Annotated in this window: 15 protein-coding genes and 1 pseudogene; 8 read left to right on the forward strand and 8 right to left on the reverse strand. The window is 54.6% G+C overall.

The window, feature by feature from the left end:
• Positions 1–19: 19 nt before the first annotated feature.
• The 4 genes from B0B13_RS12335 to B0B13_RS18030 form a co-directional block, all read right to left on the reverse strand.
• Positions 20–469, reverse strand: a complete 450-nt coding sequence (locus B0B13_RS12335; RefSeq protein WP_076796691.1) for a phage tail protein — start codon at positions 467–469, stop codon at positions 20–22.
• Between the two features lie 1,527 nt (positions 470–1,996).
• The gene (locus B0B13_RS12345; RefSeq protein ID WP_076796694.1) at positions 1,997–2,470 is read right to left on the reverse strand and encodes a transposase; all 474 of its coding nucleotides are present in this window, start codon (positions 2,468–2,470) and stop codon (positions 1,997–1,999) included.
• Between the two features lie 305 nt (positions 2,471–2,775).
• The gene (locus tag B0B13_RS12350) at positions 2,776–3,192 is read right to left on the reverse strand and encodes a contractile injection system spike tip protein (RefSeq protein WP_076796696.1); all 417 of its coding nucleotides are present in this window, start codon (positions 3,190–3,192) and stop codon (positions 2,776–2,778) included.
• Between the two features lie 80 nt (positions 3,193–3,272).
• The gene (locus B0B13_RS18030) at positions 3,273–3,464 is read right to left on the reverse strand and encodes a PIN domain-containing protein (RefSeq protein WP_139337414.1); all 192 of its coding nucleotides are present in this window, start codon (positions 3,462–3,464) and stop codon (positions 3,273–3,275) included.
• Positions 3,465–4,053: 589 nt separating this feature from the next.
• On the opposite strand from B0B13_RS18030, the gene B0B13_RS18495 reads away from it, so the two are divergent.
• From B0B13_RS18495 to B0B13_RS18500, 5 genes and pseudogenes are all read left to right on the forward strand, one after another.
• Positions 4,054–4,203: a hypothetical protein gene (locus B0B13_RS18495; RefSeq protein ID WP_170872372.1), complete on the forward strand. Its 150-nt coding sequence runs from the start codon at positions 4,054–4,056 to the stop codon at positions 4,201–4,203.
• A 344-nt stretch (positions 4,204–4,547) separates the two neighbouring features.
• Positions 4,548–5,355: pseudogene (locus B0B13_RS12365) on the forward strand (IS5 family transposase).
• Between the two features lie 224 nt (positions 5,356–5,579).
• Positions 5,580–7,187 (forward strand): hypothetical protein, encoded by a 1,608-nt coding sequence (locus B0B13_RS18035; protein ID WP_139337415.1) that lies wholly within the window; start codon positions 5,580–5,582, stop codon positions 7,185–7,187.
• Between the two features lie 614 nt (positions 7,188–7,801).
• On the forward strand, positions 7,802–8,242 hold the full coding sequence (locus B0B13_RS12370) for a CesT family type III secretion system chaperone (protein ID WP_076796707.1): 441 nt from the start codon (positions 7,802–7,804) through the stop codon (positions 8,240–8,242).
• A gap of 58 nt (positions 8,243–8,300) precedes the next feature.
• Positions 8,301–8,444, forward strand: a complete 144-nt coding sequence (locus B0B13_RS18500) for a hypothetical protein (protein WP_170872434.1) — start codon at positions 8,301–8,303, stop codon at positions 8,442–8,444.
• Between the two features lie 122 nt (positions 8,445–8,566).
• Here the strand turns inward: B0B13_RS18500 and proA are convergent, their stop codons facing one another.
• The 3 genes from proA to B0B13_RS12385 form a co-directional block, all read right to left on the reverse strand.
• Complete coding sequence (gene proA / locus B0B13_RS12375; RefSeq protein ID WP_076796708.1) at positions 8,567–14,512, reverse strand: anti-phage protein ProA; 5,946 nt, start codon at positions 14,510–14,512, stop codon at positions 8,567–8,569.
• Between the two features lie 379 nt (positions 14,513–14,891).
• Positions 14,892–16,241 carry a type II toxin-antitoxin system HipA family toxin gene (locus B0B13_RS12380; RefSeq protein ID WP_076796709.1) on the reverse strand — a complete coding sequence of 450 codons (1,350 nt, stop codon included), beginning with the start codon at positions 16,239–16,241 and terminating at the stop codon, positions 14,892–14,894.
• A gap of 1 nt (position 16,242) precedes the next feature.
• Positions 16,243–16,506 (reverse strand): helix-turn-helix domain-containing protein, encoded by a 264-nt coding sequence (locus B0B13_RS12385; protein WP_076796710.1) that lies wholly within the window; start codon positions 16,504–16,506, stop codon positions 16,243–16,245.
• A gap of 772 nt (positions 16,507–17,278) precedes the next feature.
• Between B0B13_RS12385 and B0B13_RS12400 the strand changes: the two genes are divergently transcribed.
• The 3 genes from B0B13_RS12400 to B0B13_RS12410 all read left to right on the forward strand — a co-directional run bounded on the left by B0B13_RS12400 (position 17,279) and on the right by B0B13_RS12410 (position 20,380).
• Positions 17,279–17,779, forward strand: coding sequence for a putative pterin-binding protein (locus B0B13_RS12400; RefSeq protein ID WP_076796713.1), 501 nt, complete (start codon positions 17,279–17,281; stop codon positions 17,777–17,779).
• 112 nt (positions 17,780–17,891) lie between these two features.
• Positions 17,892–19,604: an ATP-binding response regulator gene (locus B0B13_RS12405; protein ID WP_139337031.1), complete on the forward strand. Its 1,713-nt coding sequence runs from the start codon at positions 17,892–17,894 to the stop codon at positions 19,602–19,604.
• Complete coding sequence (locus tag B0B13_RS12410) at positions 19,601–20,380, forward strand: SDR family oxidoreductase (protein WP_076796714.1); 780 nt, start codon at positions 19,601–19,603, stop codon at positions 20,378–20,380. Before B0B13_RS12405 ends, B0B13_RS12410 begins: the two co-directional genes overlap by 4 nt.
• Here the strand turns inward: B0B13_RS12410 and B0B13_RS12415 are convergent.
• Entirely contained in the window at positions 20,349–21,254 is a 906-nt protein-coding gene (locus B0B13_RS12415; protein WP_076796715.1) for a helix-turn-helix domain-containing protein, read from the reverse strand. The two genes, B0B13_RS12410 and B0B13_RS12415, sit on opposite strands and share 32 nt — an antisense overlap.
• Between the last annotated feature and the right edge of the window lie 116 nt (positions 21,255–21,370).

Consider the following 21,370-nt stretch of genomic DNA (forward strand, 5'->3'; position numbering starts at 1 on the left):
TGCGCCGCTGATCGCGCTTTCAGTGGAATGTTATCGTCAATCGATCGGCTACAAGCGTCAACTCCTCGATCGACACCTCATTGCTTGTCGCATCAAAGCTTGGCCCCGACAATTTGCTCGGGAATGCATCCGTCACATTCCACGTCACCAGCAACGCGGTGCCCGCCTCATCGGTCAGGCTAATTGAGAGGTCTCGTTTGTCGATCAAGTTCTTCGATATCTTGCTAATCCAGTCATACAGCTCGTTTTTACCCTTAATCACGCCCCGCCGCAATGTGATGTTTAACTCACTGGCCTGCCCGGGCATCCGGTACACATGTCCCGCTCCATCCTTATAGGTAATCGTCTCAAATCCCAAATCCAACCCCGAGACATTGCTAAATGCCATCTCGTCTTTGCCCATCGTCACTTTGAACCGGTAAACCGGAATCGGGTAAGTTGTTGCGATTTGATCTGCCGTGGTTGCCATAACTTCTCCTTTATTGTGTATTAGGAAACCTTGCGTCCCGATTGCATCATGAGCCCGTGCCGTTTGACTAGCACATATTACGTACAGTGGACACGACGTTTACCGTGCCGCTCAGCGATATTTTGATCCGCTGACAGACGCGCCCAACTCATCGGCGGTTATACGTCGCTTCATTGAGAGAATGGATTGACCGGCTAAGCAAGTCGAGCTTCAACGCTTCGAATATCGACACCCGCCCGCGGCTGAACAAGCGATAAAGGCTAACTCAGTGCTGTCATCTTCGTATCCTTTTTATGCTTCGTGATTCTGACAATTCATCCGGTTTGCGCTGGACCTTCACTTCTGACTCGGTTCCTGCATCAGCACCGCCCGAGTGATGCTTCGTTCGCAGTCGGCAATGTATCGCCGTGGCTAAAATTTTAGTTCAGTGTGGAAAATAGTTTAGTACAATTTATTCTTGTAATAGATGACCGAGTTGGCTTCAGTTATTCGGACAATTTTATTGATTTTCCGCCACATTCGTTCAGCAAATACATTGTCGCGCCCACTTCTTTTGCTCATTATTAACACTCGAATGCTCTGGCCCAGCCCGGCACGGCCTCCATGAACGCGTTCGCTGTGAACTGACTGCCTTGGTTTGTGTTCGCGGTTTTGGGCTGCCGTAGCGCGAACCCTTGTGCTGCATGTTGCGCCGGCTCGTGTTCGGGCGGTGGTACAACGCTTCTACGCCCACCCGTTCCATCAATGTGCGCACGCGTCACCGGCCACCTCATGGCCTTTCCGGCGCAGCAGGCACGCAAGCATCCGCGCCCCGGCAAATGCAAACGCCAGATATAGCTTGTCGATGCAACGCATCAGATTCTATTAGCCAGGAGAGCGTGATCTGGATGTCCTGACTGCCGATAAGCCAATACCGCAGAAGCTTTTGTCCGATACGCGGAGCCGCACGAAGCAACAGAACGCACGGAGCTTTGATGTACGCGATGTCATCTATCAGCTTGATGGCGTTGACCTGACGCAGATCCACGGACTCGGACCGTATCTGACCAGACGCCTAGTTGCCAAGTGCGGTGCCAATCTGAGCTGCTGACCAACGGCTAAGCACTTTACCTCGTGCTTAACTAACATTGTCGCCGGCTGCAAAATCAGCGGCGGCAAGGTATTGTTGTCGCATACGCGCAAGGCAACTAATCGCCTGGCCGCACTGCTGCGGCTGGCGGCCGTCACTGTGAACAAGTCCAATACGGCGCTCGGGCGTTTTATCGTCGTTTAGCAGCGCGTATCGGTAAAGCAAAGGTATTAACAGCCACCGCCCGGAAGATTGCAGTGCTGCTCTACAACACGATGCGTTTCGGCATGACGTCCGCGGCCCCCGGAGCAGATCGTTACGGACGGTGCTACAGGGAGCGAGTCATCAAACAATGACATCGGCGAGCGGCGGAATTTGGCGTCTGGCGGAATTTGGCGTCTCATTGCAACCTGCGCAAGGCATTTCTTAAAGATTCTCTTGCCTTCTTGCTCATTTCTTCAAGGCCTGTCCGATTGAGTAAGGCCGTTTCCAGACGATTTTACCGAGCTTCGGTCAAAGCCCGGGCCATCTTGTTCTCCTCCTAGTTCGCCACGTTCATAATAATAAAGGGTGCGCGACATCCCCACTAAGCGGCACACACGCGCCAGACTCACGGTGAAATGCTGCCTTAAGTGATCGATTAACCTGCGACGCTTGTGTGTGCTGAGACTCTGCGCTCGAAGCGCCTCGCTCAGTACTTCACTATCGCGTTCAAGCGATTTCACACGCTGGCGCAACCGTGCGTTTTCCCGCGTCAGTGCGGTGATACGTTCAAATACAGGTGCACTCAGACCATCATAACTTTTTTTTAATTGATAAAGCGTCGTTGCACTGATACCCCATCGGCAACAAACCTGAGGTACCGTCTCGCCCTCACGGAGTGCTTGTAACACCGCTATGATTTCAGTCGCATTGAGCTTATGGTTCCTCACGTCATGTTATTCCTATCGTTGAACAGCATGAAAAATGAATTGCGGCACACAATCACATGTCCTATCGGATACTACCTGCTATCGAAATAAAGATCGATTCATTTTTATAGAAAAAATCATACCACACTAAAGTCTTATTTTCCCCATAAGGATTATTAAGGAAGTGCATGCGATTGTGCCAGTTGTTTCGCATATGTTGCAAACCTGAATGCATGCTTGCTGTGATTCAGATAAAGCCATCACGATATTTAAGGAAAAAATGGTGTAGAAATGAAGTGGTTTTTAGATAGATAAGCAACCTATGCCTAATTCGCTATCACATTGATATTGGGATTAGCCATCACGGTAGCCTTGCCTGAAACGGGTGGATGGGGTTGTGGAACAGGGGGCGCACCCGGTATTTGTGCCGGAACCGTGATAGTACATAATATGTCCCAGCTGGGCGCGATAATGACAGGCAGCGGGCTCTTTGTTCGCTTGGCGGTTTCGGCCTGCGTGACCGTCAGAATAGCGACGCCTGGAATGGAGGCCGATGCCGTCTGATAGCTAGTTGTCACGATGATTTTCTTTTCATCGCCAAGCTGACAAACCGGCCGCCCCTTTACCTTGGCAAAGCCGCTTCCCGACAGGGGCCGTGGAGGAATCGGGGGCACGAATAGTACATCCTGAATCTGAACCGGAAAAACCAGCATGGCGCCCGTCACGACGATCAGCTTGCCCATCGATGATCTCCATTGCCTTCAGCCAAAAATCGACCGTTCCATTACCAAGCCCCCGCGAAATCTAAAATAGATCCTTTTCCCTATAGGGAAATCACAAAATCAGCGTATTTCGGTAAATGGCCATCGGATATCAATACGCGCAACGATTCAAAAAACGCCTGTGCAGCAAGAAGCCAATCGAACAGGTCATGATGGATAGCCGGTAGATGGCGAGCCATTGCAGCGTAAGCTACCGACAGTTCTAAAAAGCCGCCAGCCTCAATTTCTGACACGAGCGGACTCACGTTAGCATCAAGCTTGCCTAGATTGGCCGCGAATACTCGCGCTGCTGACAAAACATCGTCTGCGACGAGTCTCGCTGAAAGTTCATAACACACTTTAAGTTCATACTAGTCCATCCTAACTCGCCCAGTCAACGCTTTTCAAAAGCTGGCTCTCACATATCGTGTGACGTTTTGGGTTCCAAGTTAGCATAGGTGGCCTTGCAATCGGACAGCCTGATAAGTGACATGTCCGGGCCTAAGCCGGCGATAATGCAGGCAAAGGATCCCAAGAAATGATGAAGAGAACGAGACGGAAGCACTCGTCGGCGGTCAAGGGTGAGCAAGCGCTGGCGGGATTGGCGCACCCATTCAATGTGCGCCCGAATCAGGTCACGGAATGGAAGGGGCAGTTGCAGGAGTGTGCGACTTCACCACCGCAGATTTTGCAGCGCCCCTGCAGCACGAAATCCCTGCGTTCAGTCCGACCACTAAAATCGACGATCGTTGTTACGTCGCGACATCGGGTACACCAGACGTTGGCGAAGAGTAACTGTTGCCTGCGAGAGGTGATTGTATTCCAAAGCGCGCGGGCTGCTGCATGACAGCATATGCCACCGAGACCTTGTACCGCGAGTGGCAGCTCAGCGTTGAGCAGATTGCACAACGGCTGCACATTCCCAAGAGCACGCTCTATGCGTATATGTGCTATCGTACTGTCCCGGTCGGCGGATGCGCCGCGACCCGGTGAGCCGGAGGGCCCCATGCCACACATGATGATTCTCGCGGGGTCCCTGATCGACTTGTCCAGGCAACTGGCGGCATCGCCGCATTAATGCAACAGAACTTCTATGTGTTGGTCGGTGAGCTTCCTTTTGGATATAGCACACTGCGGTCCCATCTACGTTGCTTCCGTTGTGTAGAAGACTCTGGCAATTTACAACCTTCTGACAGGTTACGCACTGGGACGCATGGGACGCGCAGATTACGCTCTTCATCATTGCTGACACCGTATGCCATAACGGGTGGCAAGCCAGGCTCTTGCGGATTTAGAGCGTGTTATGCAATTTTATCGAGGCTCAGGGCCGAATCAAGATGGAGAAACGCAGACCCTATCCGAGCGGCGTGACGGACGAAGCATGGCGCTTCGCTGCTCCGTATTTGACGTTGATGGAGCCAGACGCACCGCAAGATGGTATGAATTGCGCGAGTTGTGCAACACGCTGCGTTGGCTGGCTCATGCAGGCGCTGCATGGCGCATGCTGCCGGCGAACTTTCCGCCATGGGAAGCGTGGTGTATCAGCAAACTCAACGCTGGCTGCGAGCGGGCGGCTTCGAAGCGATGGTTCAGGATTTGCGTTCGGTGCTGCGTGTTGCGCAGGGTCGCCAAGGTCAGCCTAGTGCGGTGGTTCTGGACGGGCGTATGTTGCAGTCGAGCTGCGAGAACGGCCCACGCGCAGGCTACGACGGCTACAAGCGCAAACGGGGAAGCAAGGTGCATAGGGCCGTCGATACGCCCGGGCATTGGCTGGCGGTCCATGTTACGCCGGCCAATGAGCAAGCACGCGCACAGGTTCAGGTGTTGGCACAAGAGGTACAACATGTTAGCAGGCAGAGCGTGAAGCTTGCCTTTGCCGACCAAGGTTATACAGGAGAAGAACCTGCGCAAGCCGCGTAAGATGAAGGCATCGAATTGCAGGTTATCAAACGGTCAGAGGCAACGAAGGGCTTTATCCTGCTGCCGCGCCGATGGGTCGTCGAGCGCAGTCTTGGATAGCTCAATCGCTTTCAAAGACTCGCTCGCGACGACGAGCGTTTGCCTGAAACGCTCGTCGGCTTGCATTTCGTCATCTTTGCCATGCTCATGCACGTTCATGCCGCGCCTATCTCGCAAAGTGCATAACACGCTCTAGATAATTTTGATCCATCAGACATAACCTAGTCGATTGCCGCCAAAATAAATAGAGATCACTCAAATTATTCTACATTGAGGGTTTGACCGTTGATTGACAGTCCAAATGCTCTGTGCATTGCGCAAAGAAAGATGCCAGGAAGAAATTTGTTTTTCGATAATTGGGATATAGCTATACCCCAATAATTTTAATTAATTAAAATAGAGGGAAAATTATGCTTGGCCGCAAAGAGCTAAAAAATAATTCTACAAATCCTTCTAGGTCGTCCAGATCGGCGGAAGCACACGCTTCTGTTTCGAAAGGTCACCAAAGTTCTTTAAAAAATTCAAGATACTATACCCCTAAACTTCATCTTACTGGAGATCGTAGCGCTCCTGATATAAAAAATAATTCTGGCACTGCGCCTGCAGGGAAACCTGCAATTAAGATAGATTTAAACCCTCGATGGGCTGACAAAAAAACGCGACCAAGCTGCAAATATGCTCCCGTCACCGTATCAGGTGATAAAAATAAAAATTTTGAATACATGAAAGAAGTGTTAGAAAAAAGAATTGCCACATGTAAAGAACTCGCTTATCAAGGCAATTATAAAGATAATTCAGCTGACTGGCTCTCATTCAGGAAAAGAGAGGGCACACAAGAACATAACGGGCAAGAACATGATCTGCAGTCAAATGAAGTGCCAATTATTGTTATAAGCGGCGGGAGCGCAAATAAAATTGCAGGCGACCTTAAAAGCAAAACAGGCGGCAGCCTCGCATGGCATCCAAAATACATGCGAGATGAATCAATTTATTTGCTTGTTCATGAGACAGAGTTCAAATGCTATGAGGCTGCTCTTAACGAAATGATGGAGCAATATAAAAATTTGCATCTTGTCGGGTGGTACGGCGGTAGCTTGACCGGTTTCGGCGCTGCGCGCGCTGCAGCCTTGGCGTTTGCAGATACACTACCATATCGTCCTCAGCAAATTATAATGATGGATCAGGACGTTGCTCTAACCGAAAATACTAGACACACCAATCCTGGTATAAAAACTCAATTGAACAATAAACATAAAAATACTCAAAAATCTATCATCGGACTTGGAGTTGGTTATCCTACACGCGAAGATCCTCCAAAACACTTTGGATTCAAAAAAAATGAATATTCACCCAAAAAACCAAAAGCCGCAAACGAGCGACCAGTTCTATCGCCAGCACAACAATACGTTTCTATAAAATCTCCATTTCGCAAAAAAGGGGAAGATGGAATCTATGCTGCGTATATGGTTGCAGGCGGAGAAGACATGCTTATGGGAATACAGCAAGGCTTAATCCAAAAATTTAAACAAAAATACGGTCGACCTATTGTCAAAAATATCGCTTTAATGGAAAGAAAAATTGTGAAGAAGGAACTCAAGGGCCAGGAGGATGAACTCAATCACTATTGGAAAAAAATGCGCCCCGAAACCCTTAAGAAGCTTTTTGAAGCAGAAAAGGATACCCAAGTTGAATTTGACGGGAAAACCATGAGCTTAAATAAACTCATGGAGCATTTTAAAGATCAAGGATATATTGAGCAACACCCAAGCCCGGAATCACACAACGTCGCAGCATGTATTATAGAGCGCATTATATTAGATTATCATAAACAAAAATCCTCCGACAATCAATCTAATACAATTTTTAATACTTGGACCAAGAGCCCCCTTGAAGGAGCGACTTCAACCAAAGCTCCATCAGCAGTTTCAAAGTCCGACCCAATTAGTTCACCACTATCGGCTCTTCAAAAATCCGAGCGCCTCCGCGTTTCTGGGCGCTCTCGCTATTATTCTGAATAAACAATGATTTGACTAATTTTAAACTGCGCTTTCAGTGCGCATAATCCAACAAAAACGTTTTTTGGATTAGAGCAAAATGCCACAACCGCATTAAGTTTGACAAAAGGTTTCGGCCGCGCAGGTAAATACTAAAACCTATATTTAACATGGAATAAATTATAGGACAAAACGCATAAACAAGTGAGGCCGCACGGGTGTAAGTGGGTTACTGAGAGAATGCACATCGACATTGATGCCGCGAGCTATCTGAGCGTTTATTTTTGACAAATATTTAAGCAATATTTTTTACACGACTGCCGGCTATTAAGCAGCGTAACCAGTCACTAATAAAATTAACACATTTTTGCGCTTTGTTATTCTGAGCAGCACAGAAATTATGTACATGATCACCGATTAATCCACGGAAATGAAATTAGCGTTTACATGCCGTAAAATTAATTTTTTCAGAAAAATACTTAGTATAAAGCAAGCTCTCCAACATAAACTATCTGTCTTGATGGAATTTTCGCAAATTATGGCCAAATATCCAAAAAAAGTTTTTTCCATATTTTCAAAACAGCACTTCACTCTTTGAGCGGTCATGTGCTATTGCATCTATTGATAGTAAAAATACTATGAATCATTTTTTTGCAGTCGTGCACTTTCAAGCTAAAGAACGCGTGCGCAGGTGTCTTGAAGCACTTGGTCAACGTCACCGCATCGCCGGCTTGACACTGGATGCCAATAACGAGGCAGGGATCGAGCTAGCGTGGGGGGAGCGTTTGTACCTAAGGTTCAATGCTGAATCAAACAAACTGTATATATATGCACCCTTTGCGCCGTTGAATGATGCTCAGGATGGGCAAATTCTTGCCGATATGTTGCGTTTGAATTGTTTGGAGGTAGGCACGCGTGGCGGTGTAATTTCAGTTTCTGAGCCGATGGACGCATTCGTCTATCATCTCGGTTTGCCTGCCGAGACGCTTAAGCCCGATGCGCTTGAGCAAGCAATCGAAAAATTTATCGAAGAACGCCAGCGCCTCGCTCAACGGTTTCGACAAATCCGGCAACTTTGACATCCTTTGAAAGTCCGGACACACTCTGCCACTTACAATAGCGGGTAGGCATAAGACTGTGAATACGAAGCAGCTGGAAGCCGGCGCGGCCATACATTTGGCGCTTGAGGAACTTGAGCCGATTGACATGGCCCTCAACGACGCCGTTACTGTAGGGCTTGAGGAGCGCTGCGATGCGCGGATTTCGCTCGGCAGTCGATGAACAAAGCGCTGGTCGCGCCGCTTATCATCGTCGGTAAGCGCGGCCATTCTCGACCCAGTAACCAGCCGCCTATTCGGCGAGTGGACCCAATTCTGAACATCAACGCGGCCCTGAAACAACGCCTACCCTACGCTAACTCCGTTCCGCAACCGAACAGAACCGCCCTCCATAGCCACTGTTGCCTGGACTCGCCCGTGGGTCAGCGCCCGAGAAATCCGTATGCCGGCATCGGCCGTTGTCCTAGCCACACCGAGTAGTCGGCAAACCGCTTTTACCAATCCCTCTTGCGACGTACCACCCTGTTGCATCAAGATATACATAGCCGCATTGCCCAATTCTTCGAGGCTAATCTCGTCGATACTGCGGCGCGTTTCGGGGTCACCTCCTGGTACCCGGATACCTTCCCAGGTGCTTGGGTTAGCATGCCCAGGCCAATAAAAAGTGATGTCGTTGTCCGTCGTACGGGTCACCTGCTTGGGCACCACTGCAATCAAATGAGCCTCGATGCGACTACCCACCCTAGACAACCCCCAAGCCCGCGTCACACGCTTGAACACTATCGCCTGCGATACCGGTCCTTCCGTTTCGATTACCTTAAGTAACTGCTCGACCAAAATCGGCATTGAGCGGCTCTCGTAGAAGAGGTGGGGGTTGCCCCTGTCCAAGCAGGTCAGTTCGTATTCGGGCAACTGAGTAGCAGGCGCAATCGACTCGACGACCGATCCGGCCCGGGCATACAAAGCATGCGGCGCTTCTTCATCCTTCTCCTCTTCCGGCAGCTCAACAGGCGGTTCGCTCTCGGTCGGCACCGTCGCTACCAACTCTTCCAGTCGGGCCACAAGCTTTCGTATCGGCTCTTGCGGATTCAACCACCAGTCCGTGGACCATATACGATACAGTTCCCAACCCAGCCCTTCAAGGACATGCTGGCGGAGCCGGTCACGGTCGCGCGCAGTGGCGCCGGAGTGATACATGGCGCCATCGCATTCGACGCCCAGCAGATAGCGTCCCGGCGCACGCGGGTCGACCACGCCAATATCAACCCGGTATCCGGACACGCCGACCTGCGGGTGGACAGTCCAACCTTTCTCACGACGTGCGGAAATCACCTGCTGCTCGAACGGGCTATCGGGCTCCCGTCCAGTCGGCACATTTTGCTCCACCAGGGCGCGTGGGCCTCGAATGGCGAACTCCAGGTAGTTCTTCAGGTCTCGTACGCCGGCAGCCCGGACACGCGACAGGTCAATCTGCTCGGGAAGCAGCGTGCTAAAAATCACGACGCTGACACGAGCACGTGATACGGCCACGTTGAGACGCCGATGGCCGCCCTCTAGATTCAACGGCCCAAAGTTGAGGCTGATCTTGCCCGATGCATCGGGGCCGTAGGTAATGGAGAAGAAGATGATGTCCCGCTCATCACCTTGGACGTTTTCCAGGTTCTTGATGAACAGCGGCTCCTGCGCCGCCTGTGCAATAGCCTGGTCTAGTTGCTGAGACGCTCGACGGCGCTCCTCCAGCATCCGCTCAATCAGGCTTTGCTGTGCCTGATTGAAGGTCACTACGCCGAGCGTCAGATGCCGCTTCGCCGAGTCCAGATAGTGCCGCTCAATTGCCTTGACGATGGCATCGGCTTCCGCCCGATTAGTTCGCGAACCGCCGCGATCATAGACACCCAGTACGCGTTCAAAGCGCACGCTCTGGTCATTTGTCATCGGCGACGGGAACGTGACCAATTCGTTATTGTAGTACGTGACATTGCTGAAGGTAATCAGCCCTTCATGCTTGCTTCGGTAGTGCCATTTCAACCGCAGTTCAGGCAGGCCGATACTGAGACACTCGTCCAAGATGCTCTCAAGGTCCTGAACATCGTCGCTATCCGCCCCGACTTCCGAGTCATCTGACCGGCAGAAGAAGCGGGTCGGCGGCAGTTGCTTCGGGTCGCCGACGCAGACGAGCTGCTTGCCGCGCGCCATTGCACCGACGGCGTCCCACACCGGAATCTGAGAGGCCTCGTCGAAGATGACCACATCAAACTGAGCGTGCGACGCGTCCAGATACTGGGCGACTGACAAGGGTGACATCAGCAGGCATGGCTTCAGCCGGGTCATCAGAGTCGGCAGGTTTTGCACCAGCTGCCGAATCGGCATGTGCTTGCGCTGCTTCTGTAATTCGCGCCGTAGCTTCCCCAGTTCAGAATCAGCACCGGGCACAACCTCGAGGCTCGCCGGAATCTGGCCCGCAAGTTTGGCCACAATATATTGCTGGGTCAGCTTCTGAAACCGCTCGTCAGCCTCGTTGAACTCAGCAATCTTGCGGTTATGCTCGGCACTCGAGAAGTTGCAGAGCACCGGCTCCCGGTCAATCGCTTTGCGCAGCCACCAGCTCTGGTAGCTGTATTCGAAGAACGTCGCCACAGCGGACAATGGCACCTCGCCAGCCTCCAGTGCATCCACAATACCCTGCAACCCGCTGTTGATTGCATTGGCGCGGGATTTCCGCCACAGGCACCACGGCTGCAGTTGCCGCGAAGCAGATTGCCATCTTTGGAGCAAGTTCAACAGCCGAGGAATCACGCTGGCGGCAGTTGGATCGAGTCCGAAGTCAGCCTGACAGTGTCCAAGCTCAATGACCTGGCGGAGTTTAGTCATGACGTTCCGATAGCAATCGCGGTACGCCAACAAACTGGAGCCGAGAGGCATGCCTGCCTTCAGCATGCCCCGGTTGTCGGAAACAAACGGCTGCAGCTTTGCGCGGAGCGTCTGGGCCAGCTCGATGTCGTTGTCCGCGATTGCCGCTACCGCGTCCGCAAATGACGTCGCCCACCGCTCGGCCGACTCGACGGCGTTCCAATCCGTCTTCGACGCGGCGAACGCTTCATGCAGCAATTGCGACGCGTCATGAGACATAGACTCGATGATCTTGTCCTCGGCATTGACGGCGGTCAATGCCGTAATGATGGACGGAACATCGCCACCTGGTGGGCGACGCTGGTCCTGTCGATACAGTCGCAATCGTCCGGTAACCGCACGCCGGGCAAATAGGCGCTTCGGCCACCAGGTATGGGTCGCCGCCGCCCACTGCAGTTTCAGCTCCGACGCATTTAGGGTGGCAACGTCTTCCACGTAGTGTTTGCTCAGCGGCTCCCATGCCTGATTGCGCGCGAGGCCATGGCGCCGCAGGTTGGCAAGTCGGTTGCGCGTGGATTCGTCATGCGCCGACCGGGCGACCTCGATAGGAACGGTGGGCGCGGCAGAGAGCACGTCGGCCAGTACATCCAATTGGCCCAGCCCATTCAGGGAAAAAGCAATTTTAGGAAGGCCCAATTGATCCAGCAGGTTCGATGCAGCCTCATCCAGCTTCTTGATTTGGGCTTCAAACGCCGAAACCGCGTCGAGAAACTCTTGCTGCCAGGACGCCATCCATTCGGTTTTGTGGACGGCTGCCAGAGGATGGTTCTGCAAACCGGTCAGCTGGCCAGCCAGAGCGCCCATCTGGCGACAACGCTCACGCAGTGCCTCGAGCCGGGCACGATCATGTACATCTGCATCCGCCCACGGCATTGCGCCAGGCCGCCACTGCGCATACTGCAGGCTGGTTCCGATGGCCTCGTAAATGGTCAGGTCGTTCGGATGGATGTGATGTAGTGCACGCGCGACACCATTGAGGTCTGCACGAAGCGTTAGAAGCCGTTCTGACTCCCGCTCCCAATCCTTCACCGTACGTGTGCTGGCAGCATCAAGCGCGACGCCAAGCTGCTTCAGAACCTCCCCTTTTTTAGCCTTGGACGAATGCAGCTCAAGACAAAATGGCCCCAAACCGAGGCTGCTGAGCCGACGATGTACTACCTCCAGCGCGGCCATCTTCTCCGAGACAAACAGCACGGTCTTCCCAGTCGCCAACAAGTGCGCAATCAGGTTCGAGATGGTCTGGCTCTTACCCGTACCTGGCGGACCCTCGATGACAAGATTCTTGCCTTCGGCAGCGACGCAAACGGCACGCAACTGCGACGAATCCGATAGCAACGGCGTAAATAGGTCTTGAGGTCGGAACTTCTCATCCAGGGTACTGGGCTCGAATCCAGTCGCACTGTCAGCAAATGCCTTGCCGGGATGGTTAATTAAATGAGCGACAACGCTGTTTTCCTGAAGCTGCTTTTGGCGGTCCTGGAGGTCCTTCCACATCAGATACTTCATGAACGAAAAGATGCCTAGATGCACCTGCTCCTTGACTTCCCATCCCTTCATTTCGCTCACATGCAGCCGGAAGATCTGCAGAATCCGGTTGACGTCGATACCACGATCATCGGTCAGTAAAACGTCGAATGACGGCAGACTCAGGCTGAAATCTTGCTGCAACTTTTGTAGCAGCGTCGGATTCACGAGCGCGTCGTCGTCGTGACGAGCCAGGCGGAAACCACTCCGGACGGATTGGCGGAACAACGTGACCGGGATGAGCAAAATAGGAGCTAGGTGGCTAGATTCGGCATCCTGGCTCCCTTGCCACTCCAACATTCCAAAAGCCAGAAACAGCGTATTGGCCCCGCCTTCTTCCATGCCCGTGCTGGCCGTTCGAAATATCTCGAGAAGCCTGCTTTCCAGCGCTTCCTCGTCGATGTCTGTGATGATTTCGTTGCGACCAAGCGCGTCGGTCGCTAGGTCATCCATTGCAGCCGTACCGTTCCGCCCGGTGTACACATCGGCATCGCGACCATCCGAACCGGACATCATCTTTGGTTTCGCACGAACGCGGAATGCGTTTCCGCCTGCCAGCCGGTCTTCTAGCGCACCCAGGTTAGGGCAGATGACGCGCAGCGTCGACTTGGTCGGCTTGAAATTCAGAAGCTTGTTGCGGAGCGTCAGGTCGAGCAGCTTGCTCTTCCATTTCGCCAGTCGGCCTTCGGGTGTATCGAATGTAACATTATCGTGCAGTGGAACGACGACCGGGTCCAGCGGCGGCAATTGCGGCATGTCTTCGATGATGGGCGTTTCGGTCTTGCCAATCGGGACAGCAGACGCATCGACCTGCGACGAGCGCGATGGCAGGGGACGAAGCTGGACTTCACGTGCGCGCCGAATATCTACTGCATACACGAACTCGTCCTCATCATTCAGGTGTTCCTGACCACGAGCGCAGGCCCAGCGAAGGGACGGTTTATGTCCGCCTGCTACGCTGGTGGTCTCAAAAACCATGAACTCGCCGGATTTCACCCGCTTGCGAACAGCCTGAACGTCGTCTACCAATGCGGTCGGGAAACTGGTCTCTATCAGCCAGACACCGATCCAGGCGTGACCTTCCTTGAACAGCACAACGGGATGCAGGCCCGCCTGCTCCAAGCAAGACGCAAACAGCATGGCGAGGTCTAGGCACGTCGCGAGCTTGCCATCCAGAATGCGTTCCGGCGTCCGGATTTTCTGACCGTCATTGCCGAACGACGCCGGCGGGTTGGAATATTGGATATCCTCAGCAACTATCGTGCTGTAGATAGCCGACACCTGTTTCCAGACCTTCTCACGATTCTTGGACTGGTATCCGTCCATGGACAGGTCGGCCGACGTCTGGCGCAACAACCCAGATGCTCGTGCGAGAAGCTTGTCTACGACCCGCGAGTTCGGCATGCAAAACGCGGCAAGCAGTTCGGGTAGCGACCGTGTGCCGGCCCACTGGTCGTAGGCGAGCACATCAATGTTGTGCGTTGCCGTTACGAGTGCCGTTTTCCGAGCATGCAGCGTTGCTGTGATGACCGCTCGCTCAGATTCGTCGAGCTGGCTGAAATACTGATGATCAGGGCGTAGGTCGACCGGTGCAAGGCGACGGCTCTCTCCAGGCATCAATGCGTCGAAACGGAAACGGGCACTTTCAGCAAAAGCCGGCACACATTTGACCATTAGTTCAATATCAGAGAGCGTTGTTTCACCCTCATTTGTGACCCGAATTTCACGGATGACCGGAACATTGTTCTGAATCGCCGCATACCCTATCGTCAGGTCGGCAATCACCTGAACGTCAGGTAGCTTCACATCGGTATCGGTCGTCAGATCCTTAGCATTGTCTGCCTGTTCCTGCATCATCACCCCGTTCCCCCTACTGTGTTCAACCGAGTTCTCATTATTGCAGGCGCTAGATTGGACCTTGATTGCGCGATAACCTGCGAGTCTTTCGCAAAGATTTTATTCTCTCCTCGCCAATGCCGGGTGCGCGGAAATTTGTCCCCTTGATCAAGAACGGCAACCTGGAAGCGACATGCGTCACCGTACGGATGAACATGGCGATCATAGTCAGTTTCGCATCATTGTTCCGGCGGGCTTGCAAGTGCTGAGACCAGCGTTGGCGGCATCGCTTCTTTCGTCTCGCGGCAGAAGTGCGGCCGGTGGCGTAAGGAGCTTTCACGACAAGGTAATTCGCGTGGTTGTCGCCTGTCCTTACCCGTTGCTACGACTGCCGCGGGCGTCACACTGGCGGCATCCCTTCGAGCGCCCGAGCGGCATCCAATAGCCCGCCCAGTACCTTGTCGGCCACTTGCTGCGAAAAGCCTTGCGGCAGCTCCGCTTGCACTTGCGCGACTACCTCTGGCGTCCGAGCGACCAGTTCCTGAAGCAATGGCTCGGCGTTTCCTCCATAGCCGAGCTTTTGGGCCGTGCTATTGAAGTGCCGGCGCTGGATGGCGTGCATACGATAGTGCCGGTTCTTGCCCAGCAGCGCCATAGCAAGCTTAAGGTCCTGCTCGGCCCACTGGTTCGGTCCTTCGCCGATGACCGGATACGCAGACATCACGTCATACATCGGCGTGAGCCGGAACCGTCCAGCTGTCCCGGCCTGTAGTTGGATGCTGAAGTTCTTGGCATGCCCGTCCAGCGCGCGCAGCATCCAGAACAGGATTTGCGAAGCCATGAGGGCGCGCAGGTCACGCTCGGCATCCAGCGACTGCTGCACGAGGGGGAACAGTTGCTTGAGGCCTGGCCCGCCTTCGTTCTCGTACTTTACGAGCGGCGATGTTCCAGTGGCTTGGCAAAAATCTTCCTGTATGAGCCGGAACAACCGCGTGCCGTCGGACGACACCACGCGGTCGAATCGCTCGACAACGAGTACCCGCCGCTTGCCGAATGTGGCGATGTGAGCTTTTGCCGTGGATAGGCCATACGCCTTGAACAAGCGAAGACACAGCCACTCGTTGTCCACGGAGGTGCTGAAGTCGGCCTGCCGACCACCGACCAGGCCAAGCGGCAGCTTAAAGATGTGCGTGGTGGGCGTTGCGCCGCGCGGCTTCATCCACTTGTCATCCCACCACAGGAAAGCATCCTTCTCCTGAGCGCCGGCTAGCGAGAACCGGAAGTCGTCGTCAGGGTCCCTCGCACCGGCGAAGCGGTCCGGGGTTACGACTTCGAGCAGATGGCGTTCGATGGCTTCGTCGTCCACGACAACGCCGTCGATACGGTCAACACCAGAAGGTGTCTCGCCTTCCGGCAGGAGTTGTAGTGCGCCTACGCAATCGCGTCCGATGGCGGCCAACAGGTTGAAGGCTTCGGTAGACCCCGTCTTGAAGCGGGCTGCAACGCGCTTGCGGATGGCATCGCTATCAGGCAGCAGGCCTTCGAAGTAATGGGCAACGCGCTCGCCTTTCAACGGCTCGTTGTTGAGGTTAAAGGGCAGCGACAAAGATATTGGCCGTCCATGCGCAGAGGCAAGCCAGCCCCCATCGTATTGCAGCTCCATGTCGCCGCGGGCCGTGATAGTCCAGCGGCCTACGTAGTCGCCGTTGGCCCAAAGCGTCAGGGTTTGACTGTGCGAGCGCTGCCCCATCTCACCACTGCGTCTTGTTGGTCGATTCGAGGCGCTCGCGCTCGCCCAGCCGCAGTTCCAGGCCGACGGCCGCGCACCAGCCCAGCAACTGCTTGAAACTCAGTTGGTCCGGATGTTGTTCCAGATAGGAAACGCGGTTCTGGCTCAGCCCCAATCGGGCCGCCACCTCGGCCTGTGTCAGCTTGCTACGCTTGCGAGCCGCCTTCAGCAGTTGACCTAGCTGCAAAGCAGTCACAAGCAGTTGGAACGGCGGGGTGTGAGACATACGATTTGTACCCGAAAATCAGCTATTTTAATTTTAGCTGCAATCCGGATATTTGCAATATATCCGAAAAACGGATAACCTAAAAAATATCTGAAATTCAGATAAAATTGAGCCCTTCAGCACGCTGACGCCGCGTCAGATTCACAATTACCCAGCTTTGCACCACCGATACCGCGCGCAACGTCCCAGCAGCACATTGGCAATACACCAATGCTTCGTTAAACGCTTCACCGATACGCCAGCCGCGGCCAGCACGCAAAAGGGCTGGTGTAGCGTGGGCTAGCCACCGCATCACTCAACCCACCACCTCGTCATAAAAAGCAAGCATTCCGTCTGTTTGTAAAAAGGTCGGACGCAAGCATTGCGACACACGGACACCGACGATATGCTGACCTGGTTTCCAACCTCGTCCAGACAAATCTGTCCATTTATTAATGGCTGCACCGAGGGTCCGCTTATCTGATATCGATAGCGATGTGGCCGTTTGTCACTGCAAGGTATGCGGCGCACCGACTGTTCTGGACGGGTACGCTGGTTTTTTGAAAAGCTGCGTCGATCCCGCAACGACGGGCACGCAAGCAAACCCACTGTCGATACCCTATATGCACTGCAGTCAACGCGGTCGGCTGTTTACGAACGCGTTTAATCATTTGAGCGACAGCTTGCATGTCGCATTCCACAGCCAGTCGCCGTGGCTACCAATTGGACCGCTTGTCTAGCATGTGAATCCCGAGATACCGCTTGAGCCAATGGGCTCGTCAGGAGAACCTGCATGAACAAGTTTGCAACGCTCGCGAGAGGCCTCGCGCTCATCCTGTTCGTCTTCGGTGGCCTTGCACAGGCTACGCCGATGCAATTGGATGTCACCGGCAATATTCAACGCACGAATGTGCCAGGTACTCACATGTACCGTTTCACGGAGCAGGAATGGCGGTCAATGCCGCGTGCCCAGTTCACCACGGCCACGAACTGGACGCCCTCGTCGCAGTTTTCCGGCGTGCTTTTGAGCGACGTGCTATCGAAGGTGGGCGCAAAGGGAACAACGCTCCGGGTGACAGCACACGATGGCTATGTATCGTATGCGGTCCCGATCAGCGACGCGCACCGGTACGGCGTGATTCTAGCCGACCAGATCAACGGCAAACAGCTGACGCTCAGGGACTTCGGCCCGCTGTTTCTTGTCTATCCCCGCGACCGGTTCCCAAAGGAGTTGAATCGCTCAGAGATCGCCGGGCGGTTCGTGTGGCAGGTGAAGTCGATTGAGGTCAGATGATACGTGTCAATGGCTTCGTTGGTCGCGGGCAGGCACCTTGTTGGGGGTGGCGCTCGCGCTGGTGATAGCGGCATGGGGCTATACGGCACTTCAATGGACCAGCACGGAACCCATGTCCGTGTACAAGCTAGCCGGTCCGCAGGAAAACTACTACTGGGCACCCGCTCAGTTCAAGTTCAATGCAGATCGCCTGGAAAACCTGCTTTTGCGGTATGCGAGCGGCGACAGCCAGGACCTGGATGAGATCCAGCGTTCCTATGAGATCCTGGTGTCAAAGTTCTCGCTTATTTCGAAGCCGTCGGATACTACCCAGGTACAGCTGAGCGTGCCGGACTACGTGCAGGCCATCGCGGCAATCCGACATTGCTTGCAAACGATCGATCCGCTCATCGTCGATCTGCAGCCAGGCGACAGGTCGACGGCGCGCGTCATCGCCGGCCACCTGCACGCGCTGGACGAGTCAACACTTCGATTGGCGCAAGGCATCGGCGAAGCGGAAAACAAACGTCGCGACATTGCGTTGGAGGACTTCCGACACAAACGGCGAGTGCTGTGGGCGAGCTATATCAGTGCAGCTTCGTTGACGAGCACGCTATTGATCGTGTTGGCCATCGCCACATATCGTGGCATGCGCGCCGCCTGGCGGGAGCGAACCTGGAGAATCGCCGAGCAAAGCGCGACGGCGGCAGCCAATGCATCATTAAAAGCCAAGAGTGCGTTTCTAGGAGCGATCGGGCACGAGATCCGCACGCCACTACAAACCATATCGGCCGGTCTTTCGAGTCTCGCGGACGCCGAACTGTCGACAAGAAGTATGCGCGCTGTGTTGCGAATGGAGCAGGCGGCCGAACAGATCGACGCGCAACTGCGAGACCTGGCCGATTATGCAAGGCTTGACGCGGGCAAGCTCAAGTTGCGCATTGCGCCGGTGGATCTGATCGATATCGTGCAGCAGGTCGCCACACAGATGCGGCCGATGGCTGCGCTCAAGCGGCTGTCTGTACGAATCGACACGCGCGGCATCGTCTGGTTGATTCATTCCGATCAGCAACGGATACGGCAGATCCTGCTCAACCTGGTCGACAACGCAATCAAGTATTCGACCCAAGGCGACGTGCTGATCCGTGCGACGCAGCACATTGCTGCATCGGAATGCGTCACGCGGATCGCGGTGACCGACCACGGCATTGGCATCCCGGAGCAGGCCAAGGAAAAGCTGTTCGAGCCGTTCGTGCAGCTTGACGACGGCAACACGCGAAGCCACACGGGCATCGGCATGGGTCTGGCCATTGTCGACGGGCTGGTGCGACTGCTCGGCGGCCATATCACCGTTACGTCGACGCTCGGTGTTGGATCGACGTTCGAAGTCACGTTTCGCGAATCGACCGACTCGTTGATACGTCGCGCGCAGCCCGACGGCGACAGCCGAAGCGCGCTGCCGGACACGCCGCTGTGCGGCAAACAGGCGCTGGTGGTGGACGATCAGCCCCAGATGCGGGATGCGCTGGTCGCGCTCATGCGCAGCTTGGGCCTGGCCGTTACTGCCGTGGACTCGGCATGGGACGCCAGAGTCATGCTTAGCCAGCGGGAAGTGGATGTCGCGCTCATTGACCTGCAAATGCCGGGGGAAGACGGCGCTTCATTAGCGCGATGGATCCGGAAAACCGGCGCACCTCATTCGAAATTGATTGGCGTAAGCGCATCGGCACCGGAGCTACTCAGTGAAACGCAATTGGCCATGTTTGACGAACTTTTGATGAAACCGGTCCGGATTGACGCGCTGCGCGCCGCATTCGAAAACTTGCTGGATGGAGCGTCTTCATGAGCGTCGATAAGGTAGCACTGGTGACCGGTTCGGCCAAGCGGGCCGGCAGACAGATCCTGGAGCATCTCGCGAAGAATGGATATCGCGTGGCCGTACACGCGTGCACATCGCGCGATGAGGCGGAAACGGCCGCATTGGCGCTGCAGCATGCCGGGTATGACGCACTTGCCTTCAGCGGTGACCTGCGGGACGCCGCGCAGATCGACCAGCTCATCCAGGATGTCTTCGCGCACTTCGGCCGGTTGGACCTGCTGGTCAACAACGCGGCGGTTTTCTGGCAAGACGATTTCGTCGACTTCTCCGTGCAGGCGCTGGATCAGGCATGGGCGGTGAACTGCAGGGCTCCGATCCTGCTAACGCGGGCCTTCCACGACTGCGCGAGAGCCACGGGTGTAACCGGCGCAGTGGTCAATGTTGTGGACCAGAAGGTGAAAGGCAACTTCCACCGCGACCACTTCACTTATACGGTCGGAAAGACAGCGCTGGGCAACCTGACGCAAATGCTTGCGATCTCGGCCGCACCGGTCTTACGCATTAACGCGGTTTTTCCCGGGTTGATGTTGCCCAGCGACAGCCAGACCGATGCGGACTTTCATTACGCGGCCCGCCAGTCCAACTTGCTGGGTAGGGTGGCAGGCCCGGCCGATGTCGCAGCGGCGGTCCTGCTGCTGGCTTCCCCCGCCTACAACGGCACCGACTTCGTCATCGATAGCGGCCAGAACCTGATACCCGTGCAGCAGGACGTCATCTATCTGCATCGCGCCCCGCGGCCCTAGCCGGATGGCCCCCCGCCTTGAGCCGACGCGCCAGTTCCACGGCCACCCAATTCAGTCGCGCCGGCTTTTCAAAGGGTTTCACGTCGTATTGCTGAATGACCCGCGCCACCTCATCCTCGTTCGCCTCGCCTGTCACCAGCTTGCCCGTGAGCAGCAAAATGGGTGCGTCGCCGTGACGCGACTGACGGATCGACTGGATAATCGCTTCGGCCGTGCCCGTCTCCAGTAGCCAGTCAACGATGAACCCGTCGAACACATTCTCCCCAAGCGCCGCGCGGAACGTGGCCTCCGTATTGTACGGCCGGGCAATATAGCCATGCGAATGGAAGTACGAGCACATCTCTGCGGTCAATAGCGGATCGTCGTCCACTATCGCAATGACCGGGCTCGACTCAGGCGCGTCACGAGGGCGAATCAGAATCTGCTCCACCACGAAATAGTCGCCACCCGATGCCGACTCCACCGGATACACCTTCCAGCGACTGCCCTCCCTTAGCGCAACGAACTCCAGCCCCGATACGTCATGCGCCCTCTCTCCAATATCGGCTAGGCAACGATACTCAGCGTCTCCCACATAAAACACCGCTTCTTGCATCTTCGCGGCCAGCGCCCCAACCGGCTCGCCTGAGTCCAGCCCATCGAGCAGCATCGCCGCAGATTCACCATACGCTTGCGCCACAGCCTTGACCTGCGCAATGGTCCATGGATTGGCGCCCTTCATCTTCCGGTGAGCCTGCGAATAACTCAGCCCAAGGATGCGCTGTACCTCCACCGCATGTTGGCGTTTGCCAACACCATGGCGGTTCAGTAAATCATGAATTCGCATGGCAATCGCCAGCGACTCTTCTGAAACCTTGTCTTCGCTTGAAAACATGTAATGTCCGAATCGTTCTGCTCGGCCCCAACTTTAGGAGAAAACGCGCATCACATGCAATGTTCTTTTAAGAAACCCAGCAAAATATTGCTTGACATACGATGTTTAGCCGCTAA

This window comes from Burkholderia sp. b14 (assembly GCF_900156195.1).
Lineage (GTDB): Bacteria > Pseudomonadota > Gammaproteobacteria > Burkholderiales > Burkholderiaceae > Mycetohabitans.

Excerpts from the sequence above, each read along its gene's own strand:
- B0B13_RS12335 (WP_076796691.1), bottom strand. The coding sequence starts at position 469 with ATGGCAACCACGGCAGATCAAATCGCAACAACTTACCCGATTCCGGTT.
- B0B13_RS12350 (WP_076796696.1), bottom strand. The coding sequence starts at position 3,192 with ATGGGCAAGCTGATCGTCGTGACGGGCGCCATGCTGGTTTTTCCGGTT.
- B0B13_RS18495 (WP_170872372.1), top strand. The coding sequence starts at position 4,054 with ATGACAGCATATGCCACCGAGACCTTGTACCGCGAGTGGCAGCTCAGC.
- B0B13_RS18035 (WP_139337415.1), top strand. The coding sequence starts at position 5,580 with ATGCTTGGCCGCAAAGAGCTAAAAAATAATTCTACAAATCCTTCTAGG.
- B0B13_RS12370 (WP_076796707.1), top strand. The coding sequence starts at position 7,802 with ATGAATCATTTTTTTGCAGTCGTGCACTTTCAAGCTAAAGAACGCGTG.
- proA (WP_076796708.1), bottom strand. The coding sequence starts at position 14,512 with ATGATGCAGGAACAGGCAGACAATGCTAAGGATCTGACGACCGATACC.
- B0B13_RS12380 (WP_076796709.1), bottom strand. The coding sequence starts at position 16,241 with ATGGGGCAGCGCTCGCACAGTCAAACCCTGACGCTTTGGGCCAACGGC.
- B0B13_RS12385 (WP_076796710.1), bottom strand. The coding sequence starts at position 16,506 with ATGTCTCACACCCCGCCGTTCCAACTGCTTGTGACTGCTTTGCAGCTA.
- B0B13_RS12400 (WP_076796713.1), top strand. The coding sequence starts at position 17,279 with ATGAACAAGTTTGCAACGCTCGCGAGAGGCCTCGCGCTCATCCTGTTC.
- B0B13_RS12405 (WP_139337031.1), top strand. The coding sequence starts at position 17,892 with ATGTCCGTGTACAAGCTAGCCGGTCCGCAGGAAAACTACTACTGGGCA.
- B0B13_RS12410 (WP_076796714.1), top strand. The coding sequence starts at position 19,601 with ATGAGCGTCGATAAGGTAGCACTGGTGACCGGTTCGGCCAAGCGGGCC.
- B0B13_RS12415 (WP_076796715.1), bottom strand. The coding sequence starts at position 21,254 with ATGTTTTCAAGCGAAGACAAGGTTTCAGAAGAGTCGCTGGCGATTGCC.